This window comes from Pseudomonas sp. GL93, from assembly GCF_003408955.1.
Taxonomy (GTDB): Bacteria; Pseudomonadota; Gammaproteobacteria; order Pseudomonadales; family Pseudomonadaceae; genus Aquipseudomonas; species Aquipseudomonas paracarnis.
On the sequence record NZ_NKRF01000002.1, the window covers coordinates 121,896 to 146,060 of the forward strand.

Below are 24,165 nucleotides of genomic sequence, written 5' to 3' on the forward strand. Positions count from 1 at the left end.
CATGTACCTGACACCGCAGCATATCTTGCTGGCCGGGGCCTCCGGCCTCACTGGCGAACACCTGCTCGACCGCCTGCTCAACGAACCCACCGTGACCCGCGTGCTGGCACCCAGCCGCAAACCATTGGCTGAACATCCACGCCTGGAAAACCCGGTGGGCGACCCGGCGGCGTTCCTGCCGCAACTGAGCGGCCGCGTGGATATTGCCTTCTGCTGCCTGGGCACCACGATCAAAAAGGCCGGCTCGGAAGCTGCATTCCGTGCGGTCGACCTGGACATGGTAGTGGCCTTCGCCAAACGCGCGCGGGAACTGGGCGCGCGGCATCTGATCGTGATCAGTGCGATTGGCGCCGACCCGAAATCCTCGGTGTTTTACAACCGGGTCAAAGGGGAAATGGAACTGGCGCTCAGAGCGCAAGACTGGCCGCAGTTGACCATCGTACGTCCCTCGCTGCTGCTGGGAGAGCGGCTTGAACCGCGCCTGGCCGAACAGTTGGCCGGCCCGCTGTCACGGCTTATCCCGGGCAAGTACCACGGCATTGAAGTCTGCGAACTGGCCCGCGCCATGTGGCGCCTGGCGCTGGAAGAACAGGATGGCGTGCGGGTGGTGGAGTCGGACGAATTGCGCAAGCTCGGCAAGTAATAATGCAGGGCTGGTACTGGCCTCATCGCAGGCAAGCCAGCTCCCACATTTAGAATGCATTCCCCTGTAGGAATGGACAGCAGCCCTCATATTTGGAATGCAATCCCCCTGTGGGAATGGACTGCAGTCCTCATACTTGGAATGCGCCCCCCCTGTGGGAGCCGGGCTTGCCCGCGATGGGGCCGGCCCAGGCAGCCATTATCTTACAGCCCGCCCGTGGCGTTGAAGCCAACCCCCAGCACCGTCAATACCGACAGTGGCAACAACAAGGTATCGAGCAACGCACTGGCCGGCAGGTCGAGATGGGGATAGCTGGGAGCCTGCGCACCAAAGCGGTCCCTGGCGCAACAGCCGCCATTGATCGCGTACAGATCCAGGCGCGTGCCGGCATACACCACGGGCGCGCCCGGTTGCGCCGCATCCAGCGTGCGCGCCGTGGCGCAGCCGGTGAGTTGCAAAGCCATCAACAGCAGCAGCGCCTTATTCATCGCCGCCCAGATGGTGCTCACCCCAACGCGGCAGCATGTCCTGGGGAATGTTCAACAGGTTGAGAATGCGCGCCACCACAAAGTCCACCAAGTCATCGATAGTCTGTGGCTGGTGATAGAAGCCTGGCGACGCGGGCAGGATGGTCACGCCCATGTTCGACAACTTGAGCATGTGCTCCAGGTGAATGCTCGAATACGGCGCTTCGCGTGGCACCAGGATCAATTGGCGGCGCTCCTTCAAGGTCACGTCCGCCGCCCGTTCGATCAGGTTGTTGCAGGCGCCCGTGGCAATCGCCGACAAGGTGCCGGTGGAACAAGGCACCACCACCATCGCTGCTGGCGCACCGGAGCCTGAAGCCACCGGCGACATCCAGTCCTCTTTGCCGTAGACCTTGATCTGCCCCGCCGCCGCACCGGTGTACTCGGTAAGGAACGCCTGCATCGTCTGCACCTTGGACGGCAGCGCGACATCGGTCTCGGTCGCCAGCACCAACTGCGCCGCCTTGGAGATCAGAAAATGCACCTCACGGTCTTCACGCACCAGGCAATCGAGCAGGCGCAGGCCATAGGGCGCACCGGATGCGCCGGTCATCGCCAGGGTAATGCGTTCTGGCCCGCTCATTTCAGTGCCTCGGCCAGCTTGCCGTGCAGGCCGCCGAAGCCGCCGTTGCTCATGACCACCACGTGCGTGCCGGGCTGGGCCAAGGACTTCACCTGCTCAATGATGCCTTCGAGGGAATCGCAGACTGTCGAGGGTACGGTGCACAGCGCAGCAATCGCGGGCAAATCCCAGCCAAGGTTGGCCGGTGCATACCACACCACCTGGTCGGCATCGTTGACGCTTTCGGGCAGGCCATCACGGTGCGCGCCCAGCTTCATGGAGTTGGAGCGCGGCTCGACGATGGCAATAATCTGCGCATCGCCGACGCGCTTGCGCAGGCCATCCAGGGTGGTGGCAATCGCAGTTGGGTGGTGGGCAAAGTCGTCGTAAATGGTAATCCCATTCACGTCGGCGACTTTCTCCATGCGCCGCTTCACACTCTTGAATACGCTCAAGGCGGCGATGCCCATGGCCGGCACCACGCCGACATGCCGTGCGGCGGCCAGGCTCACCAAGGCGTTGGCCACGTTGTGCTGGCCAGTCATGCCCCAATCGACGATGCCTTGGGCCTGGCCTTCGAACAGCACTTCAAACCGTGAACCATCTTCGCTGAGCAACCTGGCCTGCCACTGCCCACCCGCGCCGGTGGTTTGCACCGGGGTCCAGCAGCCCATGTCGATCACACGCTGCAACGCAGGCTCGGTGGTGGGATGAATGACCAGGCCTTCACTGGGAATGGTGCGCACCAAGTGGTGGAACTGCCGTTCAATCGCCGGCAGATCGGGGAAGATATCCGCGTGATCAAACTCAAGGTTATTCAGGATCGCCGTGCGCGGGCGGTAGTGGACGAACTTGGAGCGCTTGTCGAAAAAGGCGCTGTCGTACTCATCGGCCTCGATCACAAAAAACGGGGTCTCACCCAGCCGCGCCGATACCGAGAAGTTCTGCGGCACACCGCCAATCAGGAACCCCGGGCTCATGCCCGCATGCTCTAGCACCCAGGCGAGCATGCTGCTGGTGGTGGTCTTACCGTGAGTGCCCGCCACTGCCAGGACCCAACGGCCTTGCAGCACATGGTCGGCCAGCCACTGCGGGCCGGAGACGTAAGGCAAGCCTTTGTTCAGTACGTATTCCACTGCCGGGTTGCCGCGCGACATGGCGTTGCCGATCACGACCAGGTCCGGCACCGGGTCGAATTGCGCGGGGTCGTAACCTTGGGTCAGCTCAATCCCTTGCGCCTGTAGCTGCGTGCTCATGGGGGGATAAACATTGGCATCGGAGCCTGTTACGTGATGGCCCAGCTCCTTGGCCAGAACAGCCATCGAACCCATGAACGTACCGCAGATACCCAGAATATGAATGTGCATAGTCGACCTCGTAAACATCGAGGCAGGTTAGCGTAGGGTGGGAAAGTTCGCACGCTTTAGCTGAGCGCGAAACGCCCGCCGGTAGGATCCGGCGGGCAAAAGGGATGACTTAAACCGGGATGCCAGCTTTTTTAAGCTCAGCGTCTTTCAAGGTCATGATTCGGTCGACGGTTTTTTTCAAGGCATGATAACGACGCTCGATCACGCCTAGGCGGCCACCGGCACCAGGGGACGTTTGCGACTCGATGTGAGGCTTGAAAATCAGGTCGTGGTCCTCCGCCAGTTGTTTCATATGGGTTTCTGAAACGTCCAGTAACTGCTCAAGGTTCCTCATGCGTGCCTCACGCTCCTTGGGCCAGGCATCGCCCATGGCAAGCCGGTCTCCGGTGTTTCCCGCCAGCGTGATGATGAGATTGGCAAACTCCAGCAGCACTTTCTCTACCCGATCCAGATGGCGCGTGGCCACAGGCGCAGGCTCGTCGGGTGCGTATGGCGTCACGACTGGCGGCGTTGCCTTCTGATCGGGCTGTGCAACGCCGGGTAAATGCGGTGGCGGTGGCACCACTGGCGACGGTACGTATTGGCCCTTGATCGCTTCCCCCGCAGCCACGGACCCGGCATACGCCCCCACATTGATCGGCGCACTGACCATACCATTGACGCCTGCGTTGATGAACGCATCCTTGACCATCTTGCCGGTAGAGGGCGATGTAGAAATAACCCCCGCCTTGACCAGCCTGTCGGCATCCAACAACCGCTGGGTGACATCAGCCACGCTGACCTTGGGTGATTCCTCCGGTTTCACAGGGGTGGTGCCACCGCGGGGGGGCGTCTGCGGCCCCTTGGTCAGCGCGTCCTTGAGCCTACTGGCAGTCGACTGGCCTGAACTGCCTGCGGTCGCACTGGTGCCAGGGGTCTCGTGGCTTGTCGTCGGCTTTTTCCCACCCGCCGTGGTTGGGGGCCGGGTGGGCGTGGGACTGACCGGGGCAGGCGGCACCCTGGGCGATGGCGTAGGCGATACGGGAGGTGCGGGCCGGGATCCACCCCCGAACCGACGCCCGAAGATTCCACGCTTGACGCGCACCTTCGACGTTTGATCAGCCTCCTGCTCAGGCGACTGCGTTTCAGGCTCAGGCTCAATGGGGTGCATCGGTTCGCCCCAGCCCGCCTTTAAAGGGGGCGGTGGGGACGCAGGCGTAACATCAAGTTGAACAGGGAGTTGTGGCACAGGAGTCGTTATTGGACTTGTAATATTCATGTGTTGTCACCCTAGAAGTTTCAAACAACGGTGTTTAAGGGCAATTAATGCTCTGCCCTTATTCCATCAGTGCTTAAAACAGCACACCACGTTCCGGGACGACGTGAGCGTGTAGAGCGATAAAAAACCTTAAATAACGTGGGACAAAAACGAGTAGTCCGCAATAACGGAGTTATTCCGACAACTGTCGCGCGCCCTAATGCATGGCGCCCCGTGAAATACCATGTTTGCGTAACTTGCGGTACAGCGTATTGCGACTGACGCCCAACTGTTCCGCCACATGGCTCATATGCCAGCGCTGCTGCGCCAACGCATCGAGTAATGCCTGGCGCTCGGCGCTTTCCAGTGGCAAGACGTACGGCGCATCCGCCCTCGCCCCTTGCGGCCGAGCCTGGCGAATCAGCGCCGGCAAGTCTTCAAGACCGACTCGCCCGCCCTCACAGAGCGCCACCACCGTGCGCAACACGGTACGCATCTGCCGCAGGTTGCCGGGCCAGTGGAATGCCAACAAGGCCTGACGCGCCGACTCGTCGAGCATCACCTGTTCGCTGCCTGCTTCCTGGGCCAAGAGGAAGTCCAACAGTTGCGACTTGTCACTGCGCTCGCGCAACGGCGGCAGGGCCACTTCCAAGCCGTTCAAGCGGTAATACAGGTCTTCACGAAAGCGGCCATCGGCCACCCGTTCCAGCAAATTGCGGTGCGTGGCGCTGATGATGCGCACGTTCACGGCTTGGGGTTCGCCGCCGATAGGCCCCACCAGACGGTCCTCCAGCACCCTTAATAGGCGGGTTTGCAACGCCAGGGGCATGTCGCCGATTTCGTCGAGAAACAGCGTGCCACCATCGGCCTGTTGCAGCTTGCCGCGCATGCCTTCTTTAAGGGCGCCGGTGAAACTGCCGGCGCGATAGCCAAACAATTCGCTCTCGATCAGGTTTTCTGGAATCGCCGCACAGTTCAGCGCAACAAAGGCCTTGTCGCCCCGCTGGCTGCCCTGATGCACGGCCTTGGCGAAGGCTTCTTTACCGCAGCCGGTTTCGCCGTTGATCAGCAAGGGCACGTCCCGCTCGAACACTCGCGAGGCCTTGCGCAGCTCATTTTGCAACGCCGGGTCGCCCAGGCAGATACCCAATGGGCGTGACGCCTGCGGCTTGATGATAGGGGCCGGCGCACTGCGGGGCAGGCCTCGCAGCGCTGCAAATAAAGGCCGACCATCGCGGGTACGCAGTGGCCAACTGGCCGTGGCATTTGCGCTAGCCCGCCCCAGCAACTGATCCAGGGTGCAGTCGAAAAACGCTTCCACCGGCTGGCCCACCAAGCCGCCGCGCAACTGCCCCAACAGGTTCAGGGCGCTCTGGTTGACCGCACAAATGCGCCCTTCGCCATCAAACGCAAGCAAGCCTTCGCTGAATAACCCAACCGACTCGGCCTGCAGGTGAAAACGCAACAGCCAGTGGTGTTCGAAGTGGCGCAGGAAGTAGCAACTTTCGATCATCTTGGCCGACAGGTTCACCAGCGCCATGGTGTGGAACTGACTTTGGCGCGACACGGCTTCGCGGGCCGAGGACACATCCAGCACCGCCAGCAATTCACCATGAGGGTCGAACACCGGGCTGGCCGAACAGGTCAGCCCGGTATGACGGCCGCGAAAATGCTCGTCACGGTGGATCGTCAACGACTGCCGCTCCACCAGGCAGGTGCCGATGCCGTTAGTGCCTTCGCAGGCTTCGCTCCAGTCAGCGCCCAGCCATAAGCCGGCGCGCTCGAAAATCTTGCGCTCCGACGGCGCAGTGACACAGTTGAGGATCACCCCGCGCGCATCGGTGAGCAGCACCGCATGACCAGCGCCGGAGAGTTGCTGGTGCAAACTGTTCATTTCGCTGCCGGCAATGTGCAGTACTTGGCGCAGGCGTTCGCGACTTTCCAGCAGGCGCCCGTGTTCAAGCACGGTAGGCGCGATGGTCAGCGCCGGGTCGAGGTGGTAGTCCTCCACGCAGCGCAGCCAGGAGCGGGCGATGGACGGATCGCTGCCCGGCCCCTGGGAAAGCTCTTGGCCACGGGTGACAGTCAAGACTTGCTGGGCATGGCGACTGAAATGATCGTTATGCATGTTCTTATTATTCTCCCTGCGTGAGAACGCCCAGCATCCCCCAGCCATTCGGCCATTGCAATCCCGGCCCGACCCACCGATCACAGGCTGTACCGTTTGTGGCACAAACTGTCACCTCGCCTGTACCGCACCTGTCACGGCAACGCCTTGCGATAAAGCCCAACTCATTGATTTTGCTGGCCCGCACAGCAGTGGCCCAACCTTTGCTCTACGCTTTATAACGCGCTTGCCGCGCTGTACTCCAATAAACATAAAAGCAGGAGATGCTCACCATGCGTTATGCACACCCCGGTACTGAAGGCGCCATCGTTTCGTTCAAGGCCAAATACGGCAACTACATCGGCGGCGAATTCGTGGCGCCAGTCGATGGCAACTATTTCGCCAACACCTCGCCGGTCAACGGCAAGCCGATTGCCGACTTCCCGCGTTCCACCGCCAAAGACATCGACAAGGCGCTGGACGCCGCCCACGCCGCCGCGGATGCCTGGGGCAAAACCTCGGCCCAGGACCGTTCGCTGGTGCTGCTGAAAATCGCCGACCGCATCGAGCAAAACCTCGAACTGCTGGCCATCACCGAAACCTGGGACAACGGTAAGGCCGTGCGCGAAACCCTCAACGCCGACATCCCCCTGGCCGCCGACCACTTCCGCTACTTCGCCGGCTGCATCCGCGCCCAAGAAGGCAGTAGCGCCGAAATCAACGAACTCACCGCCGCCTACCACTTCCACGAACCGCTGGGCGTGGTCGGCCAGATCATCCCGTGGAACTTCCCGCTGCTGATGGCCGCGTGGAAACTCGCGCCAGCCCTGGCCGCCGGTAACTGCGTGGTGCTCAAGCCCGCCGAGCAAACGCCGCTGGGCATCAGCGTGCTGATGGAGCTGATCGGCGACCTGCTGCCTCCAGGCGTGCTGAACGTGGTGCACGGTTTCGGTAAGGAAGCCGGCGAAGCCCTTGCCACCAGCAAGCGCATCGCCAAGATCGCCTTCACCGGCTCAACGCCTGTGGGCTCGCACATCATGCATGCCGCGGCGGAGAACATCATTCCGTCCACGGTCGAGCTGGGCGGCAAGTCGCCGAACATCTTCTTCGCCGACATCATGAAAGCGGAACCTGCATTTATCGAAAAAGCCGCCGAAGGCCTGGTGCTGGCGTTCTTCAACCAGGGCGAAGTGTGCACCTGCCCTTCCCGCGCTCTGGTGGAAGAGTCGATCTACGACGACTTCATGAAAGTGGTGATGAAGAAGGTCGAGTCGATCAAGCGTGGCGACCCGCTGGACACCGACACCATGGTGGGCGCCCAAGCGTCCGAGCAGCAGTTCGACAAGATCCTGTCCTACCTGGAAATCGCCAAGGGTGAAGGCGCACAACTGCTCACGGGCGGCAAGGTCGAGAAGCTCACGGGCGACCTGGCCACCGGTTATTACATCCAGCCGACCCTGCTCAAGGGCACCAACGACATGCGTGTGTTCCAGGAAGAAATCTTCGGCCCGGTGGTGAGCATCACCACCTTCAAGGACGAAGCCGAAGCCCTGGCGATTGCCAACGACACCGAGTTCGGCCTGGGCGCTGGCCTGTGGACCCGCGACATCAACCGCGCCTACCGCATGGGCCGGGCGATCAAGGCTGGCCGCGTGTGGACCAACTGCTACCACCTGTACCCGGCGCATGCCGCGTTTGGCGGTTACAAGAAGTCTGGCGTGGGCCGTGAAACCCACAAGATGATGTTGGATCACTACCAGCAGACCAAGAACTTGCTGGTGAGCTACGACATTAATCCGTTGGGCTTTTTCTAACTTAGCCCTGTAGCAAGCAACCCGCTCCCAACTTGAAATGCGATCAAGTGTGGGAGCTGGCTTGCCTGCGATAACGGTGTATCAGCCAAATAAGGGGTAGCTGACAGGCCGCTATCGCAGGCAAGCCAGCTCCCACATTTGATATCACAAGCAATTGCTACCTCGTTCGGCACAAAGACGCCGAGTCAAAAACAATAAAAATGGAAGGTACTTCCCATGCCTAGCGAACCCACTGGTTCTTCTGTCGACTTCGAAAAAGTCGGCACCGATTATTTTCAACAACGCGAACTGAAAAAAGGCGCCGCCGGCTGGGTACTACTGGTTGGCCTTGGCGTCGCCTATGTTATTTCCGGCGATTACGCCGGCTGGAACTTCGGCCTGGCCCAGGGCGGCTGGGGCGGCATGTTCCTCGCCACTTTGCTGATGGCCACCATGTACCTGTGCATGTGCTTTTCCCTGGCTGAGCTGTCCTCCATGATCCCCACTGCTGGCGGTGGCTACGGTTTTGCCCGCAGCGCCTTCGGCCCCTGGGGCGGGTTCCTCACCGGCACTGCCATCCTTATCGAATACGCCATCGCGCCCGCCGCCATCGCGGTGTTTATCGGCGCCTATTGCGAGTCGTTGTTCGGCATTGGCGGCTGGATGATCTACCTGGCGTTCTACATTATCTTTATCGGCATCCACATTTTTGGTGTGGGTGAAGCCTTGAAGCTGATGTTCGTGATCACCGCTATCGCCGCGATTGCCCTGGGCGTATTCCTGGTGTCGATGGTGCCGCACTTCAACGTCGCCAACCTGCTGGATATACCCGTGACCGAGGCCAAGGGCGCCAGCAGCTTCCTGCCGTTCGGCTACGTCGGCGTGTGGGCCGCGATCCCTTATGCCATCTGGTTTTTCCTGGCGGTGGAAGGCGTGCCGCTGGCCGCTGAAGAAACCAAGAACCCCAAGCGCGACCTGCCGCGCGGGCTGATTGGCGCCATTGTGGTGCTGACCAGTTTTGCCCTGTTGATCCTGGTGATCGCGCCGGGCGGTGCGGGGACTTACGCGCTGATCAAATCCGGCAACCCGCTGGTTGAAGCGCTGGCGTTGTCCTACGGCGGTTCCACTTGGATGGGCAGCTTCGTCAATCTGGTCGGGCTGGCGGGTTTGATCGCGAGCTTTTTCTCGATTATCTACGCCTATTCGCGGCAGATCTTTGCCTTGTCCCGGGCAGGTTACCTGCCACGTAAATTGTCCGAGACCAACAAGAGCAAAGCGCCGGTATTGGCGCTGGTGATCCCCGGGATTATCGGGTTTGGCCTGTCGCTGACCGGCCAGGGTGACTTGCTGATCCTGGTGGCGGTGTTTGGCGCCACGATTTCCTACGTGTTGATGATGGCCGCCCACATCACCCTGCGCATCCGCCGCCCTAAAATGGAGCGGCCATACCGCACCCCCGGTGGCATCTTCACCTCAGGCGTGGCGCTGGTGCTGGCTTGCGTGGCCGTGGTGGCGGGCTTTCTGGTGGACCCGCGCGTGGTGATTGGCGCGGCGATCATCTATGGAGTATTAATTGCTTACTTTGCTTTCTACAGCCGGCATCACTTGGTAGCAGGCACGCCGGAAGAGGAATTCGCGGCGATCCAGGCCGCAGAGGCCGCCCTGCACTAACTGCCGAAAACCTCGACGCGGCGCCTTGCCCACAGCAGGCCCGCGTCATCAAGGAGACACTGTATGGCAAGCTTTTCCCACGCGGTGGGTGCTCAAACCTACCGCTTCGACAGCCTCAAGGACGTGATGGCCAAGGCCAGCCCGGCACGCTCCGGGGACTTCCTCGCCGGTGTCGCCGCGCAGAATGACGGCGAACGTGTGGCGGCGCAGATGGCGCTGGCGAATATCCCGCTCAAGCACTTCCTGCAGGAAGCACTGATTCCTTATGAAAGCGATGAAGTCACCCGGCTGATCATCGACACCCACGATAAACAGGCGTTTGCAGCGGTCAGCCACCTCACGGTCGGCGGCCTGCGCGACTGGCTGCTCAGCGATGCGGCTGATGAACATACCCTACGTGGATTGGCGCCAGGACTGACACCGGAAATGGCAGCGGCCGTGTCCAAGATCATGCGCGTGCAAGATTTGGTGCTAGTGGCGCAGAAGATCCGTGTGGTCACTCAGTTTCGCGGCACCCTGGGCCTGCGCGGGCGCTTGTCCACGCGCTTGCAGCCCAACCACCCCACCGACGAACCGGCCGGCATCGCTGCGAGCATTCTCGACGGCCTGCTGTACGGCAACGGCGACGCCATGATTGGCATCAACCCGGCCACCGACAGCATCGCCTCGATCTGCGCCATGTTGGAGATGCTCGACGCGATCATCCAGCGCTACGACATCCCCACCCAGGCCTGCGTGCTCACCCACGTCACCACCTCCATCGAAGCGATCAACCGCGGCGTACCGCTGGACCTGGTGTTTCAGTCGATTGCCGGTACCGAAGCGGCCAATGCCAGTTTCGGGATCAACCTGAACGTGCTGCAGGAAGGTTACGAGGCGGGCTTAAGCCTCAAGCGCGGCACCCTGGGCCAGAACCTGATGTACTTCGAAACCGGCCAGGGCAGCGCCTTGTCGGCCAATGCGCACTTTGGCGTCGACCAGCAAACCTGTGAAACCCGAGCCTACGCCGTGGCCCGGCACTTCAAGCCGTTTCTGGTGAACACCGTGGTCGGCTTTATCGGCCCGGAGTACCTGTACAACGGCAAGCAGATTATCCGCGCCGGCCTTGAAGACCACTTCTGCGGCAAACTGCTCGGCGTACCCATGGGTTGCGACATCTGCTACACCAACCACGCCGAAGCCGACCAGGACGACATGGACACCCTGCTGACCCTGCTCGGCGTGGCTGGCATCAACTTCATCATGGGCATCCCCGGCTCCGACGACATCATGCTCAACTACCAGACCACCTCGTTCCACGACGCCCTGTACGCCCGGCAAACATTGGGTTTAAAACCAGCGCCGGAATTCGAGCAATGGCTGGCGAAAATGGGCATCTTTACGCAGGCTGATGGCAAGGTGCACTTCGGCAACAGCCTGCCACCGGCCTTTCGCCACGCCTTGGCGCAATTGGGATGAAGGAGCCGACTGTGCAACCAGAATTGCCTGACAACCCGTGGCTGGAACTGCGTCGCCTCACCCCAGCGCGCATTGCCCTGGGCCGCACCGGCACCAGCCTTCCCACAAGCGCCCAACTGGACTTCCAGTTTGCCCACGCCCAGGCGCGGGACGCGGTGCACCTGCCCTTCGATCACGCCGGGCTCAGCCACCAATTGGCCGAACGTGGACGAGACAGCCTGTTGTTGCACAGCGCCGCCACGGACCGGCACATCTACCTGCAACGCCCGGACCTGGGGCGACGCCTGAGCGATGAGTCGGCGCAAACGCTGCGCGACTACGCCTTGGCTCAGCCCGGTGGTGTGGACTTGGCCATCGTGGTGGCCGATGGCCTGTCGGCACTGGCCGTGCATAAACACACGGCGCCGTTTCTGGCGCGCCTGGAAGAACAGACCCACGCCGAAGGCTGGTCCTTGTCACCGGTGATCCTGGTGGAGCAAGGCCGCGTGGCGGTGGCCGATGAAATCGGGCAGCTACTGGGCGCCAAAATGGTGGTGATCCTGATCGGCGAACGGCCGGGGCTCAGCTCGCCGGACAGCCTGGGCCTGTATTTCACCTACAACCCCAAGGTCGGCCTCACCGATGCCTATCGCAACTGCATCTCCAATGTGCGGCTGGAGGGCTTGAGTTATGGCATGGCGGCCCATCGCCTGCTGTACTTAATGCGCGAGGCGTGTCGCCGTCAGTTGTCGGGGGTCAATCTCAAGGATGAGGCGCAGGTTCAGACCCTCGAATCCGACGACCCGGACCTGATGAAAGGCAATTTCCTGCTCAGCCCGGCAGATGACCGATAGCGGCACGATTGCGCTTTTTGGCGTCATTAGGCAGCATCGAGTCACGGCCGCTCGTGTGGTCATACCCCATTTGGAAGTTGAGGCCTGGCATGCGGATTACTCAAGCGACCCTGGAACACCTGGACCTGTTGACCCCGTTGTTCGTCAAATACCGCGAATTCTACGGGGCCCTGCCGTTCCCGGATTCGTCACGGGCCTTTTTGGAAAAGCGCCTGCGGCGCAAGGAGTCGGTGATCTACCTGGCCCTGGCCGACGATGACGACAAGCGGCTGCTGGGGTTTTGCCAGCTGTACCCGAGCTTTTCTTCGCTGTCGCTCAAGCGGGTGTGGATCCTCAACGACATCTATGTGGCCGAGGATGCGCGTCGGCAACTGGTGGCCGACAACCTGATGCGCACGGCCAAGAAAATGGCCAAGGACACCCACGCGGTGCGCCTGCGGGTATCGACAAGCAGCGATAACGACGTGGCGCAGAAGACCTACGAGTCGATTGGGTTTCGCGAAGACACCGAATTCAAAAACTACGTGTTGCCGATCAACGAAGACTGAAAACCAGTCAGCCAAACACCGCAATACTCTTGTGGGAGCTGGCTTGAAGCCCAACCCCTTCACAATTTCGCGACACTCCCCGCTACAAAAGCCACACGCTTTTCACCTCTCAATCCGTATAATGCCGACCTTTCAGGGTTGTAAGAACCGCGACAATTACTTGTAGCCTTATTGCCTGAGCTTCCGCACAAGCCCGCTGAGCCGGGCTATTCACACAGGTGCCATCCATGGATTTCAACCCGCTCGACCTTATCCTGCATCTCGACGTCTACCTCGACATGCTGGTAACCAATTACGGTCCGTGGATCTACGCCATTCTGTTCCTGGTGATTTTTTGCGAAACCGGCCTGGTGGTCATGCCCTTCCTGCCGGGCGACTCCTTGCTGTTCATCGCCGGTGCCGTCGCGGCCGGTGGCGGTATGGACCCGGTATTGCTGGGCGGCCTATTGATGCTGGCGGCGATCCTCGGCGACAGCACCAACTACGTGATCGGACGAACGGCGGGCGAGCGCTTGTTCAGCAACCCGAACTCCAAGATCTTCCGCCGCGACTACCTGCAAAAAACCCACGACTTCTACGACAAGCACGGCGGCAAGACCGTGACCCTGGCGCGCTTCCTGCCGATCCTGCGCACCTTCGCGCCGTTCGTCGCGGGCGTGGCCAAGATGCCGTATCCGCGCTTCTTCGGCTTCAGCGTACTAGGCACCATCCTGTGGGTCGGCGGCCTGGTGACCTTGGGTTACTTCTTCGGCAACGTGCCTTTTATCAAGAAGAACCTGTCGCTGCTGGTGGTGTTCATCATACTGCTGTCCCTGGTGCCGATGATTATTGGCGTGGTGCGCAGCCGCTTTGGCCGCACGTCCTCCGAAGCCAACCCGCACTGACCGCCCATGTGGTCCCTCAGCGCCTGGCGTCGCCGGCGCCTGCTGGCCAAGCACCCGATTGCCGATGACACCTGGCAACGGGTGCGCCACCACCTGACCTTCCTCGATGGCATCACGCCGGAGCAAGACCAGTGGCTGCGCGAAGCCTGCGTGGTGTTCCTCAGCGAAAAACACCTCACCGCCCTGCCCGGCGTCGAACTTCACCAGGAACAACGCCTGCTGCTCGCCGCCCAGGCGCAATTGCCGCTGATGAACCTGGGCGACCTCGACTGGTACCAAGGCTTCCATGAGATCGTGCTGTACCCCGACGACTTCCTCAGCCCGCAACGCCATCGCGATGCCAGCGGCGTGGAGCATGAGTGGGACGGCGAACACAGCGGCGAAGCCTGGCAACAAGGCCCGGTGATCCTCGCCTGGCCCGGCGTGCTCGCCAGCGGCCAATGGGAAGGCTACAACCTGGTCATCCACGAACTGGCGCACAAGCTGGACATGCTCAACGGCGACGCCAATGGCCTGCCGCCGCTGCACCACGACATGCGCGTGCAGGACTGGGCCAGCGTCATGCAAGGCGCCTTCGATGACCTCAACCGCCAGCTGGACGCCAACCCGGACGCCGAGACCGAGATAGACCCTTACGCTGCGGAAAACCCGGCGGAATTCTTTGCCGTTACTAGTGAATATTTCTTCAGCGCCCCGGATTTACTGGTCAATAGTTATCCAGAGGTGTACGCCCAACTCAGCCGCTTTTATCGCCAGGATCCCCTGGCCCGCCTGACCCAACTGCAAGCCAGTGACCTGCGCTACTCGCCACAGGGCGAATGACCGTACGACGCTTGGCGCATGGCATCGGCGTCAGAATATGCCTATAATCGCCGCCACTTTTAGGCCAATCCGGCCATGTCATATGGCCAACTAACGGGGGCAACGCCCAATGAGCTACAGCAAGATTCCGGCTGGCAAAGACCTGCCGAACGACATCTACGTCGCCATCGAAATTCCGGCCAACCACGCGCCGATCAAATACGAAATCGACAAAGACAGCGACTGCCTGTTCGTTGACCGTTTCATGGCCACCCCGATGTTCTACCCGGCCAACTACGGTTTCATCCCCAACACCCTGGCTGACGACGGTGACCCCCTCGACGTGCTGGTCGTGACCCCTTACCCGGTCACCCCAGGCTCGGTCATCCGCGCGCGCCCAGTCGGCATCCTGAACATGACCGACGACGGCGGCGGCGATGCCAAAGTCATCGCCGTGCCACACGACAAGCTGTCCCAGCTGTACGTGGACGTGAAGGAATACACCGACCTGCCGCCACTGCTGCTGGAACAGATCAAGCACTTCTTCGAGAACTACAAAGACCTCGAAAAAGGCAAATGGGTGAAGATCGACGGTTGGGGCAACGCAGACGCCGCCCGCGCCGAGATCATGAAGTCGGTTGCCGCCTACAAAGGCTGAGACCCGCGCCTCATTGCCACGGCAAATAAAAAGCCCCGTTAATTCGGGGCTTTTTTATGGGCCTGATTAAACATCAAGTTCAATATTTATTTGCAGCGTTTAACTAAGTTGCACACCTGAAAGATCCAGCCACAACTAAGCCAAATCCTACAACCGCAAATCAACGCATGGTTTATTTGATTAGACTTTCCGGACAGTAAACTCTGCGTTTATGAATACATCAGGTGATCGTTTAAAAGCGCTACTACGGGAAGTTCATCTTTCCGCCTCTGACTTCGCCAAGAACCGCGGCGTCACGCCTCAGCACGTGAACAACTGGTTCAAACGCGGCGTCCCCATGGGCCGACTCAATGAGATCGCAGAATTGCTGTGCGTCTCAAGTCGCTGGTTAAGCGACGGCAAAGGCCCCAAACACCCGCCCGCCAACTACCTGTTGGAAGGCCCTACCGCAAGGATTGCAACCACCCGCGAAGACATAGGCAAATACCTCACAGGCCCCGCCTGCCGCCCGGAAAAAACCGACGTGGAGATCCCTCTCCACCCCACCTTCACCTCAACCGAACGCATCCGCGTCTCCCTGCACTGCCTCCAAACGCTCAACGTAAACCACGACCGCGCGATAGGCGCCTACATGGTCGACAACAGCATGATCGACATCATCCAACAAGGCGCTACCCTCGCCATCGACCGAGGCCGCACCCAAATCATCGACGGCGAAATCTACGCCGTCGAACACGACGGCATGCTGCGCATCAAATACCTCTACAACCGCCCTGGCGGCGGTCTGCGCATGCGCAGCCACAACGCCAGCGAACACCCGGACGAATACCTCAACCACGAGGAACGCTTCGAGCAAAGCTTCAAGATCGTCGGCTGGGTATTCTGGTGGTCCACCCTCAACAACCGCCGCCCGCCGGTGCCCCTGGATGAACACCTGCTGGGCTGGGAAGGCTCTAAATCGGAACCGGAGGTGGGCAACTGAAGTGAATGTGGGTATCATGCGCCGCACATTTGGCAGGGGTCGCTTTTAGCTGACGCCCTGCCGGCGAAGCGGAGGAGTTCCCGCGGATGCCCCTACTATTCAGCCCGACGCCATGTGGGCTGAGCGATTTGAAGGCTGGTGAGGTTTGTCAAAAACAAGCTGAGGCAGTCCCCGAGAAGCCGGCCACAAGCCGGCTTTTTAATGCCTGTAAGAATGCAGTTCAATTGCCCAACAGCTGCTGGACAATTGAATCGTCAACAAAGGCGGGCAGGTATCCTACCCACTCTTCAATACGCGTCATTTAGGCTGCAAACACTCCACAGCCCTATCCGCCACCATCTTCGCCATCTCCACCAAGTGCATTACCGCCCTCTGTGGTGCAGCCACTGACTCGCCGATCACTTGCGACGTAGCCAGCGCACAATGCAGCAGCTCAGCCACCTGCACCCAGGCATCCTCGAAGCTCAGTTCTTCATTGACCGTGAATGGGCTGGTCGCGCCTGACGACGGCAAATCCGAAACAACGTTATCCATAGCAAAACTCCAATCGATAATTTGAAGCTGCCATTTACGCGACTAAACGAAAGGTGGCAGCTGTACGCAGGTTAGTCGACCGGACGATTGGAACCCGGCGCACCCGAAGGTGCCCTGCGCACAGCCACCATAAGATGCAGGCGATGGGGTGCCTGACTCATGAGTTGCTTATGCGCCAATCGAATCCGGGCGACTAAACCCGATCACTGAATTAGCAGTGACGGTCAGCAGCCTAGTCACCCAATTCCACTGGCGCAAGCGGTTGGGATTCTCTCGGAAACGTCCTGCAAAGGAAAGGGATCGGACCTGCTGGCTACTCAAAATCAGGCAATTCATTCCTGTTCTGCACAGCAACCCGGAGGCCTGAAATCGGGCGCCAACCATTGTCCACTTTAAGTTGACAGTAAGACTCCTCCCACCCGATTTATCCCTCATTACCCACCCATTAATCTGTGCCCATGTTGAACGCAACGCCCAACCAACCTAAACAAAAAAGGATCCAACCATGAGCACTGCAACCTACAACCGCTTGAACAAAGACGACGCCATTGTTCTGCTGGTCGACCACCAGACCGGCCTGATCTCCCTGGTGCAGGACTTCTCCCCCAATGAGTTCAAGAACAATGTGCTGGCCCTGGCTGACCTGGCCAAGTTCTTCAACTTGCCGACCATCCTCACTACCAGTTTCGAGCAAGGCCCTAACGGCCCGCTGGTGCCGGAGCTGAAGGAGATGTTCCCGGACGCGCCGTATATCGCTCGCCCTGGTCAGATCAACGCCTGGGACAACGAGGATTTCGTCAAGGCGATCAAAGCCACCGGGCGTAAGCAGATCATCATTGCCGGCGTGGTGACGGATGTGTGTGTGGCGTTCCCGACCTTGTCGGCGCTGGCAGAAGGCTTTGAGGTGTTTGTGGTGACGGATGCGTCGGGCACGTTCAATACCACTGTGCAGCAGGCGGCGTGGAGCCGGATGACGCAGGCCGGTGCGCAGTTGATGAACTGGTTCTCGGTGGCGTGTGAGTTGCACCGCGACTGGCGCAACGACATCGAAGGGCTGGGGAATCTGTTGTCCCAGCGCATTCCTAACTATCGCAATTTGATGAATGGGTATGCGGCGCTGACTGCTCATCAGAAGTAAACCAGCCGAGCATCACAAAAGCCTGCCTTTAAGCGCAGGCTTTTTTATGGGCGAATGGTTCTGTTCAGCCTGAATCAGGGGACCCCGTCAGACGTCCTTAATCCAGGATCAAGTGCGGCAAAAACCGGCTTGAGTCCTTGGTGATCAAGCTATTGTCCTCGCGCACACCGATGCCGGCGGCCTGGTCGCCAATTACCCAAGAGCCGATCAGCGTGTAGCTGTCACCAAATTTTGGCAGCGGTGCGAACTCTTGAAGGATGAACGGTGCGTCCGTGTAGGGCCCGTCTTCTTTTAGGATCAGGCCGTCGGCGGTTTGCAGTTCGATGTTGGCGCCTTCCCGGGAGAAGAACGGTTTGCGCACCCAACCTTTTGGCACGGCTTTGCCTGGGTCGGTGTCCAGGTGGGACGCAAGCAGGTTGGGGTGGCCTTGGTTGAATTCCCACAGCAGCGGCAGGATGCCTTTGTTGGAGAGGATGGATTTCCACGCAGGCTCGAAGAACTGCGTGTCGCTCTGGGCAATCGCGGCACCAAAGGGCTCGTGGAAGATGAACTCCCAGGCGTGCAGTTTGAACAGGTGAGGGATCCAGCGATCTTCAAGGTCGACGAAGCGGCCCTCGCTGGTCAGGCCGATGTCTTCGATGTCGATATGGCGCGATTCGATGCCGACCTTTTCGGCGACCAAACGCAGGTAGTCGGTGGTGCCTTTGTCTTCGATCGAGTCTTTCATCGAAGCGAAGTAGAACGGCTGGTTGACCTGCAGTTGGGCAAAGGCCTGGTGCAGTTTGGTGTCGATGCTGTTGAACTGGTCGGCGTGCTTGGGCAGCAGGCCGCGTTCGATGCATTGTTCCAGCCAGCCCCATTGAAACGCCGCGGCCTCGTAGAGGCTGGTGGGGGTGTCGTAGTTGAGTTCCAGCAACTTGGCGGGCGCGCTGCCGTTATAGGAGAAGTCCATGCGCCCGTACAGATGCGGGTGACCTTCGAGCCACGAGGTTCGGATCATGTCGTAGAAAGGCGCGGGGATGCTCAGCCGCTCAAGCAGTTCTTCGCTGTGGACCACGCGGGCGACGAGGTCCATGCACATGTCATGGAGCTCGGTGGTCGGGTCTTCGAGGTCGCGCTCAATTTGCTTGAGCGTGAACTGGTAGTACGCGCTTTCGTCCCAGTAGGGTTCGTCGTCGATGGTATGGAACAGGAAGCCAAGACTCTCGGCGGTGTGTTTCCAGTCATGACGCTCTGCGCATTGAATCTTCTTCATGGCCGGTTTCCTTAGCTGCTCGACCCGCCGCCCCAGCCGCTGCGTGCGCTGGCTTTGCTGCCAAAGCCGCCCCGGGAGGTGGCCGATGAAACCGAGCTCGACTTAGGTGAAGAGCGCAGCGTGTTGGTGTAATTGCTGCTGCCGTACCGTGCCTGGTTAGAGCGGCCAAAGGTCGCCCCATTGGACACGCGTTGGTTGAGCGTCGAATTGCCGTAGTTGCCGCGATCATCGCGATAGCGGTACACCGGTTCCGAGCGGTAGCTGTTGCGGTTGTTGCTCAGCATGTTGCCGATCAGCAGGCCAGTCAGCAGGCTGCTGGTGGAGAAGCCTGAGCCGCCGCCGCTGGCCTGAGCGTTGGCCGCTTGCGCATTGGCAGCGTCGACCTGGGATTGGGTCACCTGGCCTTCGGCGGTCAGTTCGAAACCGCCCAAGCGCGGGATGAATTTGCCGGTGGAGTCTTGCTGGCACCAGTCAGCGACAAAGTCGGCGTCGCAATCGGCCTGGCTGTCGTACACCGGCGCAATGCGGCGATGCTCGGCCATGGCTGTCATGTAGGCGTCCGAGCAGACGTCCACCGGAAGCTTTTCATCGGCGCATTGCTGTACCGACTGAAAGTTGTACTTCTTTTGCAGGTCGTAGGTTTTTTCCGTTGGGCCACAGCCGGATATCGCCATGGCGACCGACGCTGCCAGCGAAAGCTGGACGTACTTGCTTCGTTTCATCGGGAGCTCCGTGGGCAATCAGTTCGAGGTGGGCGTCATGCACGCGGCATTCAGCATGCCGACGCTGATGGCCACCGCGGCCACGTAGATACCGGCTGCCAGTTCGCCCTTCTTGATGCGCTCGGACGTGCCTTTGAGCACCAGGCTGGTCAGCAGGAACGCCAGCAGTTGGACGACGGCGGCGATCACCGCCCAGACGACGAAGTCAAGAACGTTGATCGAGTAGGCAATCACGTTACTGGCCGGAATGGCGAAACCGACGATGGCACCGCCCAGGGCGACCGCTGCGGAAGTGTTGCCTGCACGGATTAGTTCGAACTCCTTGTGCGGGGTGATGCGGGTGTAAATGAACTGGAACAGCACAAACAGTACCGCAGCCCCCAGGATGTAGAGGACAAAGCCGAGCACGGCAGCTTTGTTGAGGGAGATGGAGAGTGCTTCTAGCATGGACGGCTTCCTTTTTTAGAGCGTAGTCAGGTCGGTGGTGTACAGCGAAATGCCCAGCGATGTGCTCAGGCTGATGGTGCCTTCGGCATCCTCTTCGACGGAGAACAGCAGGAACTCTCGACGGTCGGTCAGGCCGGTGTCGCGGGCGTATAGCATCGAACGGTGCTCGACGCTGTAGGTGGTCTCTGGGCTGGTGACCTGCTCGCTCATCGCCACCAATTCGGTCTGGCCGTCCTCGCTGCCCCACTCCCGGAAGAACTCGACGCCGTCGTGGGTGTAGGTCGGCAGACCGATCAGACTCTGTGGGCCCGCCAGCCTGCGCAGTTCCGCTTCGCTGCTGATGGTGACGTAACTGAGGTAGTTGAACAGAATCACTGACTCGACCTGGCCCGCTATCTGGCCGGTGGTGTGCACCTGCAACCAATAATCTTCATCGTTCATGTAATAGCGCGACAGCCAGGTGGACTGGCCAAGATCAATGGTGCCGTTGCTCCAGATTTCCTGGGAGCCAGGGATCACCACGTTGGTTTTTTCATCGAGCAGCAATTTCAGGGTCGTGTCAAACATCACGCCCTTGCCCGGCGCCAGGCCCAAAGGGCCGGTAGCAGGCAGGCTTGGGCTGGCGGTTCGGCTCGAGTCGGTAGTGGCTTTTTGGGCCTCAAGCCCCATCAACTGTTTAAGCCATCCCATGGGAGATTTCCTTAAGTCGAGTGGAAGCGATGTAGAAGAGTTCGCCGCCTTTGACCTCTGTGGCACTGGGCGGATTGATCGACGGCTGCTGAACGCCTTTGGCGCGATAGCCGATGAGGGTGGCGTTGTGGCGCGCCTTCATCTGCGTGTACAGCTCGCCGAACGTTGCCTCAAAGGCATCGGGCAATTTCATCAGGTACTGGGTGGCGCCCTGCCCCACGCACAGCAACTCATTGATGACCACGGACGAGCCCGGATCCTGGGAGGCGCGAACCAGCATTTCGATCGCCATGCTGGACGTGCACTCCAGGCGCGGGGCGTAGGAACTGGCGAGTGCGGCGATTTCACTTTCGTTGAAGTGGGCGACCACATGCCCGACGGGGCTCAGTTGGTTCACCGCCAGCACGGTGGCCAGCGTCAGGTCATCAGACGGGGTTCGCACCAGCACACGCTCGGCACCGGGCACACCGGCACGCAGCAACAGTGCGGTGGAAGACAGGCTTTCGCCGCGGATGAACGCTGCTTTACCCGGCATCGGGTTTTCTTCCAGGCTGCAATCGCAGATCACGATCAGGTTGTCGTTCGAGGTTTCGTCTTGCAGCAACAACTCAATCACCCGCTCGCTGGACGCGCCCTCCCAGCCGATCAGCACGGTATGGCCGACCTTACCGGTGAAATCACCTTTGCCCTTCATGCCTTTTCTCCATGCATCGATAACACTGCTGGTGGTTTTGCCGATGGCTGCCGTGAGCAGCGCAATGCCCCCGAGCATGACCCAGGCCGCCACGAAAATTCGCCCTGCCGAGGTCTGCGGTGCGAGGTCGCCGTAGCCCACGGTGAGTGTGGTAGTGAGATAGAAGTAGATAAACGTGGCGAGGGCGGTGAGGTGTTGTTCGCCCAGCAACACCAGGCCCAGGTAAGCGGTGCTCAGGTGGACACCCAAGGCAACGATCAGGCCTGCCCAACCGAAGCGATGAAAGAGCGACGAGGCGTACATGCGTAACAAAAGGAAAATCGACATTTAGCCCCTGGCTCCCTGGGTACTTGAATCCTGACGACAGCATCGCCTCGGCGTCTGGATGCTCAAGTGCGTTCACCCGGCATTAAACCCGCTGCGCGGCGTGGATAGAAGTACCTTGGCTGCAATAAATCCGGCGAGCGCACCAAACAGATGCCCTTCGAAGGAAACGCCCTGCCGCGGAAGGAAGCCCACGATCAGCCCGCCATACAGCAAAGCCACGACAGCGGCTGTTAGCAGGTTGCCCCAGCTTCTGTGGAACCAGGCGCGAGACAGCAGGTAGGCCCATAGCCCGAACACCCAGCCGCTGGCGCCGACGTGTACGCCTGAAAAACCAAACAGCCAGACCAACAAGCCGCCCAGCAGAATGACGATCGTACTGACGGCAATAAACCGGTTGAACCCTTCGATGATGACCAGAGCGCCCAAGATCACAAAGGCAATCAGGTTGGCGCTCAGATGGGCGAAGGAGGCGTGCAAAAACGGCGATGAGAGGATGCCGAACAGGCCATGCATCGTTCTCGGGACTAGCCCGAACGCCATGAGGCTGTAACCGGTCGCTACGTTGAGCAGTTGCAGCGCGACCATGAAGAGGGCCAGGCCTGCGATTGTCTTGAAACCCTTCAAGGCGTTCATCCTGACCTCAACATACAAAAGAAGGGCACTGCCACTGTGGCGAGGGAGCTTGCTCCCGCTGGGGCGCGAAGCGGCCCCAAAAACAGGACTGCTGCGCAGCCCAGCGGGAGCAAGCTCCCTCGCCACAGAGTTGCAGGCTTAACTGACCTGCGTTGATTACTCAGCCGACTTTTGCTTCAGGCGTTCCAGAATCGCATTGGCACTGCCTTCGTTCGGCGTGATACCGGCATCGCGCAGCTTGCGTTCCAGGTCTGTCCCCGTCGACGCTTCAGCCAGTTCATCCTGGGCTTGCAGCTCAGCGGCGCGTTGCTGCTGTTTGGCCTGCAAGCGATTGAGCGTACCGACGGCAGTTTCCAGCTTGCCGTTGGCACCGCCGCTGGCAATGGAGGCACTGACCTGAGCCTTTTGCACGCTGTCGCGAGCCTTGGCCATGTCCACTTGCTGGCGCAGGCTTTTGATGCGGCTTTCGGCTTTGGTGATGTCTTTGCGCATGCTTTCAGCGTACCCACCGAACTCGGTGGTCTGCTTTTGCTCCACGTCCCGCTCGTTGGTCAGGGTGGAAATGGCTTCGGCCACTTCCAGGGCGAGGTCTTCACGGTTGGCCTGGATTGCGGCCATCGCCTTGGATTCCAGGTCTTTGATCTTGGCGTCGTACTCGCCAACACGATCAGCCGCCAGTTTGTGCTTGGCCATGATGCTCACCAGCTCACGCTTGGCGTTGGCCAAGGCGCTGTCTGCATCGCGAATTTCCTGATCAAGGATGCGCAGGGCCTGTTGGTCGACGATCGATTCGCCGACTTCGCTGGCACCGCCACGCAACGCGGTGAACAATTTGCTCCAGATGGACTGAGTCATTGGATTTTCCCGAATAATTAAATGAAGAAACGTTCGAAGGCTTCGCTGGCGCGCTGCACGTTATCAACCAGGGTTTTCACCTCGGTCACAATGTTGGTCAGGCTGGAGTCGGAGCTGAGCGCACCGAACATGTTGTAAACCACCTGCCCGTTCGGCATGGATTCGATACCGATGGACGACAACGGGAACATCTCCCGGCTGCGCAGCACGGCGTCGTTGAATTTCGCGACATCGTTGATGGACTCGGCGTCGACCAGGACGGTATCCACGATGATTTGCTCGCCCACCACCGCGATGTAAATCGGCAAGCCACCAAAGTCGTTCATCTCCAGCTTGATGCTGGACTCAGAGCCTTGGACGAGAGAAAGCGTAATGTCATTGGACGTCACGTCATCCAGCGCCTGAAGAGCACTGTAGAGGCGATCGATATTCCAGTTAGTACCTGCGCTCATGAAATTCTCCGACATGAATGAGCCAGCCAGGATCGGTTGGCGTAGCTGTTTCTCCATTTGCTTGAGCAGGCTTCGGTTTTCGGGAAGCACCCAAGTCTCGTGTTTCACATAACCGGCCGCCGCCAGCCCCGCACGCATCTGCTTCATGTAAAAGCTCGACGGCTTTTTTGCGGACGGCTTCAAGCGCTCTCCCTTGAGGCTTGCTGAATCGGTATCAGGCCCAGTTGATGGGCTCGATGGAGAGCTGCTGTTCATGGTACTGACCTCGCTGTGAAAAACTCACGCGTGAGAAAATCTACAGGCAATCTTCAATGCACTCAATAGCTCACGCGTGAGATTTTTCCTTA

General features: G+C 60.0%; 26 protein-coding genes. 12 read left to right on the forward strand and 14 right to left on the reverse strand.

Going from position 1 to position 24,165, the window contains the following annotated elements:
* Position 1: 1 nt before the first annotated feature.
* On the forward strand, positions 2-643 hold the full coding sequence (locus CER19_RS00640) for an oxidoreductase (RefSeq protein WP_116665014.1): 642 nt from the start codon (positions 2-4) through the stop codon (positions 641-643).
* Positions 644-846: 203 nt separating this feature from the next.
* Here the strand turns inward: CER19_RS00640 and CER19_RS00645 are convergent, their stop codons facing one another.
* The 4 genes from CER19_RS00645 to CER19_RS28955 all read right to left on the reverse strand — a co-directional run bounded on the left by CER19_RS00645 (position 847) and on the right by CER19_RS28955 (position 3,904).
* Complete coding sequence (locus CER19_RS00645) at positions 847-1,131, reverse strand: YceK/YidQ family lipoprotein (protein WP_116665160.1); 285 nt, start codon at positions 1,129-1,131, stop codon at positions 847-849.
* The gene (gene ubiX / locus CER19_RS00650; RefSeq protein WP_003194503.1) at positions 1,124-1,753 is read right to left on the reverse strand and encodes a flavin prenyltransferase UbiX; all 630 of its coding nucleotides are present in this window, start codon (positions 1,751-1,753) and stop codon (positions 1,124-1,126) included. Before ubiX ends, CER19_RS00645 begins: the two co-directional genes overlap by 8 nt.
* Positions 1,750-3,099 (reverse strand): UDP-N-acetylmuramate:L-alanyl-gamma-D-glutamyl-meso-diaminopimelate ligase, encoded by a 1,350-nt coding sequence (mpl, locus tag CER19_RS00655; RefSeq protein ID WP_116665015.1) that lies wholly within the window; start codon positions 3,097-3,099, stop codon positions 1,750-1,752. Before mpl ends, ubiX begins: the two co-directional genes overlap by 4 nt.
* Positions 3,100-3,208: 109 nt before the next feature.
* Positions 3,209-3,904: a hypothetical protein gene (locus tag CER19_RS28955; protein WP_116665016.1), complete on the reverse strand. Its 696-nt coding sequence runs from the start codon at positions 3,902-3,904 to the stop codon at positions 3,209-3,211.
* Positions 3,905-3,956: 52 nt separating this feature from the next.
* Here CER19_RS28955 and CER19_RS28960 point away from each other — a divergent pair, with 52 nt between their 5' ends.
* Positions 3,957-4,196, forward strand: a complete 240-nt coding sequence (locus CER19_RS28960) for a hypothetical protein (protein ID WP_133298292.1) — start codon at positions 3,957-3,959, stop codon at positions 4,194-4,196.
* Positions 4,197-4,553: 357 nt separating this feature from the next.
* On the opposite strand, the gene CER19_RS00670 is transcribed toward CER19_RS28960, so the two are convergent.
* Complete coding sequence (locus CER19_RS00670; RefSeq protein WP_116665018.1) at positions 4,554-6,464, reverse strand: sigma-54-dependent Fis family transcriptional regulator; 1,911 nt, start codon at positions 6,462-6,464, stop codon at positions 4,554-4,556.
* A 272-nt stretch (positions 6,465-6,736) separates the two neighbouring features.
* On the opposite strand from CER19_RS00670, the gene CER19_RS00675 reads away from it, so the two are divergent.
* The 9 genes from CER19_RS00675 (at position 6,737) to CER19_RS00715 (ending at position 16,071) form a co-directional block, all read left to right on the forward strand.
* A complete protein-coding gene (locus CER19_RS00675) occupies positions 6,737-8,257 on the forward strand; it encodes an aldehyde dehydrogenase family protein (protein WP_116665019.1) in 1,521 nt (506 codons plus the stop codon).
* A 216-nt stretch (positions 8,258-8,473) separates the two neighbouring features.
* Positions 8,474-9,907 carry an ethanolamine permease gene (gene eat / locus CER19_RS00680; RefSeq protein WP_054896913.1) on the forward strand — a complete coding sequence of 478 codons (1,434 nt, stop codon included), beginning with the start codon at positions 8,474-8,476 and terminating at the stop codon, positions 9,905-9,907.
* Between the two features lie 63 nt (positions 9,908-9,970).
* On the forward strand, positions 9,971-11,365 hold the full coding sequence (locus CER19_RS00685) for an ethanolamine ammonia-lyase subunit EutB (protein ID WP_116665020.1): 1,395 nt from the start codon (positions 9,971-9,973) through the stop codon (positions 11,363-11,365).
* Entirely contained in the window at positions 11,362-12,198 is an 837-nt protein-coding gene (gene eutC / locus CER19_RS00690; RefSeq protein ID WP_034126894.1) for an ethanolamine ammonia-lyase subunit EutC, read from the forward strand. The genes CER19_RS00685 and eutC overlap by 4 nt, the downstream gene beginning before the upstream one ends.
* An 89-nt stretch (positions 12,199-12,287) precedes the next feature.
* On the forward strand, positions 12,288-12,746 hold the full coding sequence (locus CER19_RS00695; protein ID WP_014720105.1) for an N-acetyltransferase: 459 nt from the start codon (positions 12,288-12,290) through the stop codon (positions 12,744-12,746).
* A gap of 227 nt (positions 12,747-12,973) precedes the next feature.
* Positions 12,974-13,630: a DedA family protein gene (locus tag CER19_RS00700; protein ID WP_116665021.1), complete on the forward strand. Its 657-nt coding sequence runs from the start codon at positions 12,974-12,976 to the stop codon at positions 13,628-13,630.
* A 6-nt stretch (positions 13,631-13,636) separates the two neighbouring features.
* Entirely contained in the window at positions 13,637-14,452 is an 816-nt protein-coding gene (locus CER19_RS00705; RefSeq protein WP_116665022.1) for a zinc-dependent peptidase, read from the forward strand.
* Between the two features lie 109 nt (positions 14,453-14,561).
* Positions 14,562-15,089, forward strand: a complete 528-nt coding sequence (gene ppa / locus CER19_RS00710) for an inorganic diphosphatase (protein ID WP_003176323.1) — start codon at positions 14,562-14,564, stop codon at positions 15,087-15,089.
* 211 nt (positions 15,090-15,300) lie between these two features.
* Entirely contained in the window at positions 15,301-16,071 is a 771-nt protein-coding gene (locus tag CER19_RS00715; RefSeq protein WP_116665023.1) for a S24 family peptidase, read from the forward strand.
* Between the two features lie 297 nt (positions 16,072-16,368).
* Here the strand turns inward: CER19_RS00715 and CER19_RS00725 are convergent, their stop codons facing one another.
* The gene (locus CER19_RS00725) at positions 16,369-16,605 is read right to left on the reverse strand and encodes a hypothetical protein (protein ID WP_116665024.1); all 237 of its coding nucleotides are present in this window, start codon (positions 16,603-16,605) and stop codon (positions 16,369-16,371) included.
* 505 nt (positions 16,606-17,110) lie between these two features.
* On the opposite strand from CER19_RS00725, the gene ycaC reads away from it, so the two are divergent.
* Positions 17,111-17,743, forward strand: coding sequence for an isochorismate family cysteine hydrolase YcaC (gene ycaC / locus CER19_RS00730; RefSeq protein ID WP_034100941.1), 633 nt, complete (start codon positions 17,111-17,113; stop codon positions 17,741-17,743).
* A 97-nt stretch (positions 17,744-17,840) separates the two neighbouring features.
* Here the strand turns inward: ycaC and CER19_RS00735 are convergent, their stop codons facing one another.
* The 8 genes from CER19_RS00735 to CER19_RS00770 all read right to left on the reverse strand — a co-directional run bounded on the left by CER19_RS00735 (position 17,841) and on the right by CER19_RS00770 (position 23,965).
* Complete coding sequence (locus CER19_RS00735) at positions 17,841-18,998, reverse strand: glutathionylspermidine synthase family protein (protein ID WP_116665025.1); 1,158 nt, start codon at positions 18,996-18,998, stop codon at positions 17,841-17,843.
* An 11-nt stretch (positions 18,999-19,009) separates the two neighbouring features.
* On the reverse strand, positions 19,010-19,720 hold the full coding sequence (locus CER19_RS00740; protein WP_034126869.1) for a DUF1190 domain-containing protein: 711 nt from the start codon (positions 19,718-19,720) through the stop codon (positions 19,010-19,012).
* An 18-nt stretch (positions 19,721-19,738) separates the two neighbouring features.
* Positions 19,739-20,167: a DUF350 domain-containing protein gene (locus tag CER19_RS00745; protein WP_116665026.1), complete on the reverse strand. Its 429-nt coding sequence runs from the start codon at positions 20,165-20,167 to the stop codon at positions 19,739-19,741.
* 15 nt (positions 20,168-20,182) lie between these two features.
* Positions 20,183-20,857: a DUF2491 family protein gene (locus CER19_RS00750; protein WP_116665027.1), complete on the reverse strand. Its 675-nt coding sequence runs from the start codon at positions 20,855-20,857 to the stop codon at positions 20,183-20,185.
* Positions 20,844-21,878: an ion channel gene (locus CER19_RS00755; RefSeq protein ID WP_116665028.1), complete on the reverse strand. Its 1,035-nt coding sequence runs from the start codon at positions 21,876-21,878 to the stop codon at positions 20,844-20,846. The genes CER19_RS00750 and CER19_RS00755 overlap by 14 nt, the downstream gene beginning before the upstream one ends.
* Positions 21,879-21,950: 72 nt before the next feature.
* On the reverse strand, positions 21,951-22,511 hold the full coding sequence (locus CER19_RS00760) for a rhomboid family intramembrane serine protease (RefSeq protein WP_116665029.1): 561 nt from the start codon (positions 22,509-22,511) through the stop codon (positions 21,951-21,953).
* 156 nt (positions 22,512-22,667) lie between these two features.
* The gene (locus tag CER19_RS00765; protein WP_014720114.1) at positions 22,668-23,366 is read right to left on the reverse strand and encodes a PspA/IM30 family protein; all 699 of its coding nucleotides are present in this window, start codon (positions 23,364-23,366) and stop codon (positions 22,668-22,670) included.
* A gap of 17 nt (positions 23,367-23,383) precedes the next feature.
* The gene (locus CER19_RS00770; RefSeq protein WP_116665030.1) at positions 23,384-23,965 is read right to left on the reverse strand and encodes a YjfI family protein; all 582 of its coding nucleotides are present in this window, start codon (positions 23,963-23,965) and stop codon (positions 23,384-23,386) included.
* Between the last annotated feature and the right edge of the window lie 200 nt (positions 23,966-24,165).

What these genes read in the sequence shown, in the direction of transcription:
- CER19_RS00640 (WP_116665014.1), top strand. Translation starts at nt 2, where the DNA reads ATGTACCTGACACCGCAGCATATCTTGCTGGCCGGGGCCTCCGGCCTC.
- CER19_RS00645 (WP_116665160.1), bottom strand. Translation starts at nt 1,131, where the DNA reads ATGAATAAGGCGCTGCTGCTGTTGATGGCTTTGCAACTCACCGGCTGC.
- ubiX (WP_003194503.1), bottom strand. Translation starts at nt 1,753, where the DNA reads ATGAGCGGGCCAGAACGCATTACCCTGGCGATGACCGGCGCATCCGGT.
- mpl (WP_116665015.1), bottom strand. Translation starts at nt 3,099, where the DNA reads ATGCACATTCATATTCTGGGTATCTGCGGTACGTTCATGGGTTCGATG.
- CER19_RS00670 (WP_116665018.1), bottom strand. Translation starts at nt 6,464, where the DNA reads ATGCATAACGATCATTTCAGTCGCCATGCCCAGCAAGTCTTGACTGTC.
- CER19_RS00675 (WP_116665019.1), top strand. Translation starts at nt 6,737, where the DNA reads ATGCGTTATGCACACCCCGGTACTGAAGGCGCCATCGTTTCGTTCAAG.
- eat (WP_054896913.1), top strand. Translation starts at nt 8,474, where the DNA reads ATGCCTAGCGAACCCACTGGTTCTTCTGTCGACTTCGAAAAAGTCGGC.
- CER19_RS00685 (WP_116665020.1), top strand. Translation starts at nt 9,971, where the DNA reads ATGGCAAGCTTTTCCCACGCGGTGGGTGCTCAAACCTACCGCTTCGAC.
- eutC (WP_034126894.1), top strand. Translation starts at nt 11,362, where the DNA reads ATGAAGGAGCCGACTGTGCAACCAGAATTGCCTGACAACCCGTGGCTG.
- CER19_RS00695 (WP_014720105.1), top strand. Translation starts at nt 12,288, where the DNA reads ATGCGGATTACTCAAGCGACCCTGGAACACCTGGACCTGTTGACCCCG.
- CER19_RS00700 (WP_116665021.1), top strand. Translation starts at nt 12,974, where the DNA reads ATGGATTTCAACCCGCTCGACCTTATCCTGCATCTCGACGTCTACCTC.
- CER19_RS00705 (WP_116665022.1), top strand. Translation starts at nt 13,637, where the DNA reads ATGTGGTCCCTCAGCGCCTGGCGTCGCCGGCGCCTGCTGGCCAAGCAC.
- ppa (WP_003176323.1), top strand. Translation starts at nt 14,562, where the DNA reads ATGAGCTACAGCAAGATTCCGGCTGGCAAAGACCTGCCGAACGACATC.
- CER19_RS00715 (WP_116665023.1), top strand. Translation starts at nt 15,301, where the DNA reads ATGAATACATCAGGTGATCGTTTAAAAGCGCTACTACGGGAAGTTCAT.
- CER19_RS00725 (WP_116665024.1), bottom strand. Translation starts at nt 16,605, where the DNA reads ATGGATAACGTTGTTTCGGATTTGCCGTCGTCAGGCGCGACCAGCCCA.
- ycaC (WP_034100941.1), top strand. Translation starts at nt 17,111, where the DNA reads ATGAGCACTGCAACCTACAACCGCTTGAACAAAGACGACGCCATTGTT.
- CER19_RS00735 (WP_116665025.1), bottom strand. Translation starts at nt 18,998, where the DNA reads ATGAAGAAGATTCAATGCGCAGAGCGTCATGACTGGAAACACACCGCC.
- CER19_RS00740 (WP_034126869.1), bottom strand. Translation starts at nt 19,720, where the DNA reads ATGAAACGAAGCAAGTACGTCCAGCTTTCGCTGGCAGCGTCGGTCGCC.
- CER19_RS00745 (WP_116665026.1), bottom strand. Translation starts at nt 20,167, where the DNA reads ATGCTAGAAGCACTCTCCATCTCCCTCAACAAAGCTGCCGTGCTCGGC.
- CER19_RS00750 (WP_116665027.1), bottom strand. Translation starts at nt 20,857, where the DNA reads ATGGGATGGCTTAAACAGTTGATGGGGCTTGAGGCCCAAAAAGCCACT.
- CER19_RS00755 (WP_116665028.1), bottom strand. Translation starts at nt 21,878, where the DNA reads ATGTCGATTTTCCTTTTGTTACGCATGTACGCCTCGTCGCTCTTTCAT.
- CER19_RS00760 (WP_116665029.1), bottom strand. Translation starts at nt 22,511, where the DNA reads ATGAACGCCTTGAAGGGTTTCAAGACAATCGCAGGCCTGGCCCTCTTC.
- CER19_RS00765 (WP_014720114.1), bottom strand. Translation starts at nt 23,366, where the DNA reads ATGACTCAGTCCATCTGGAGCAAATTGTTCACCGCGTTGCGTGGCGGT.
- CER19_RS00770 (WP_116665030.1), bottom strand. Translation starts at nt 23,965, where the DNA reads ATGAAGCAGATGCGTGCGGGGCTGGCGGCGGCCGGTTATGTGAAACAC.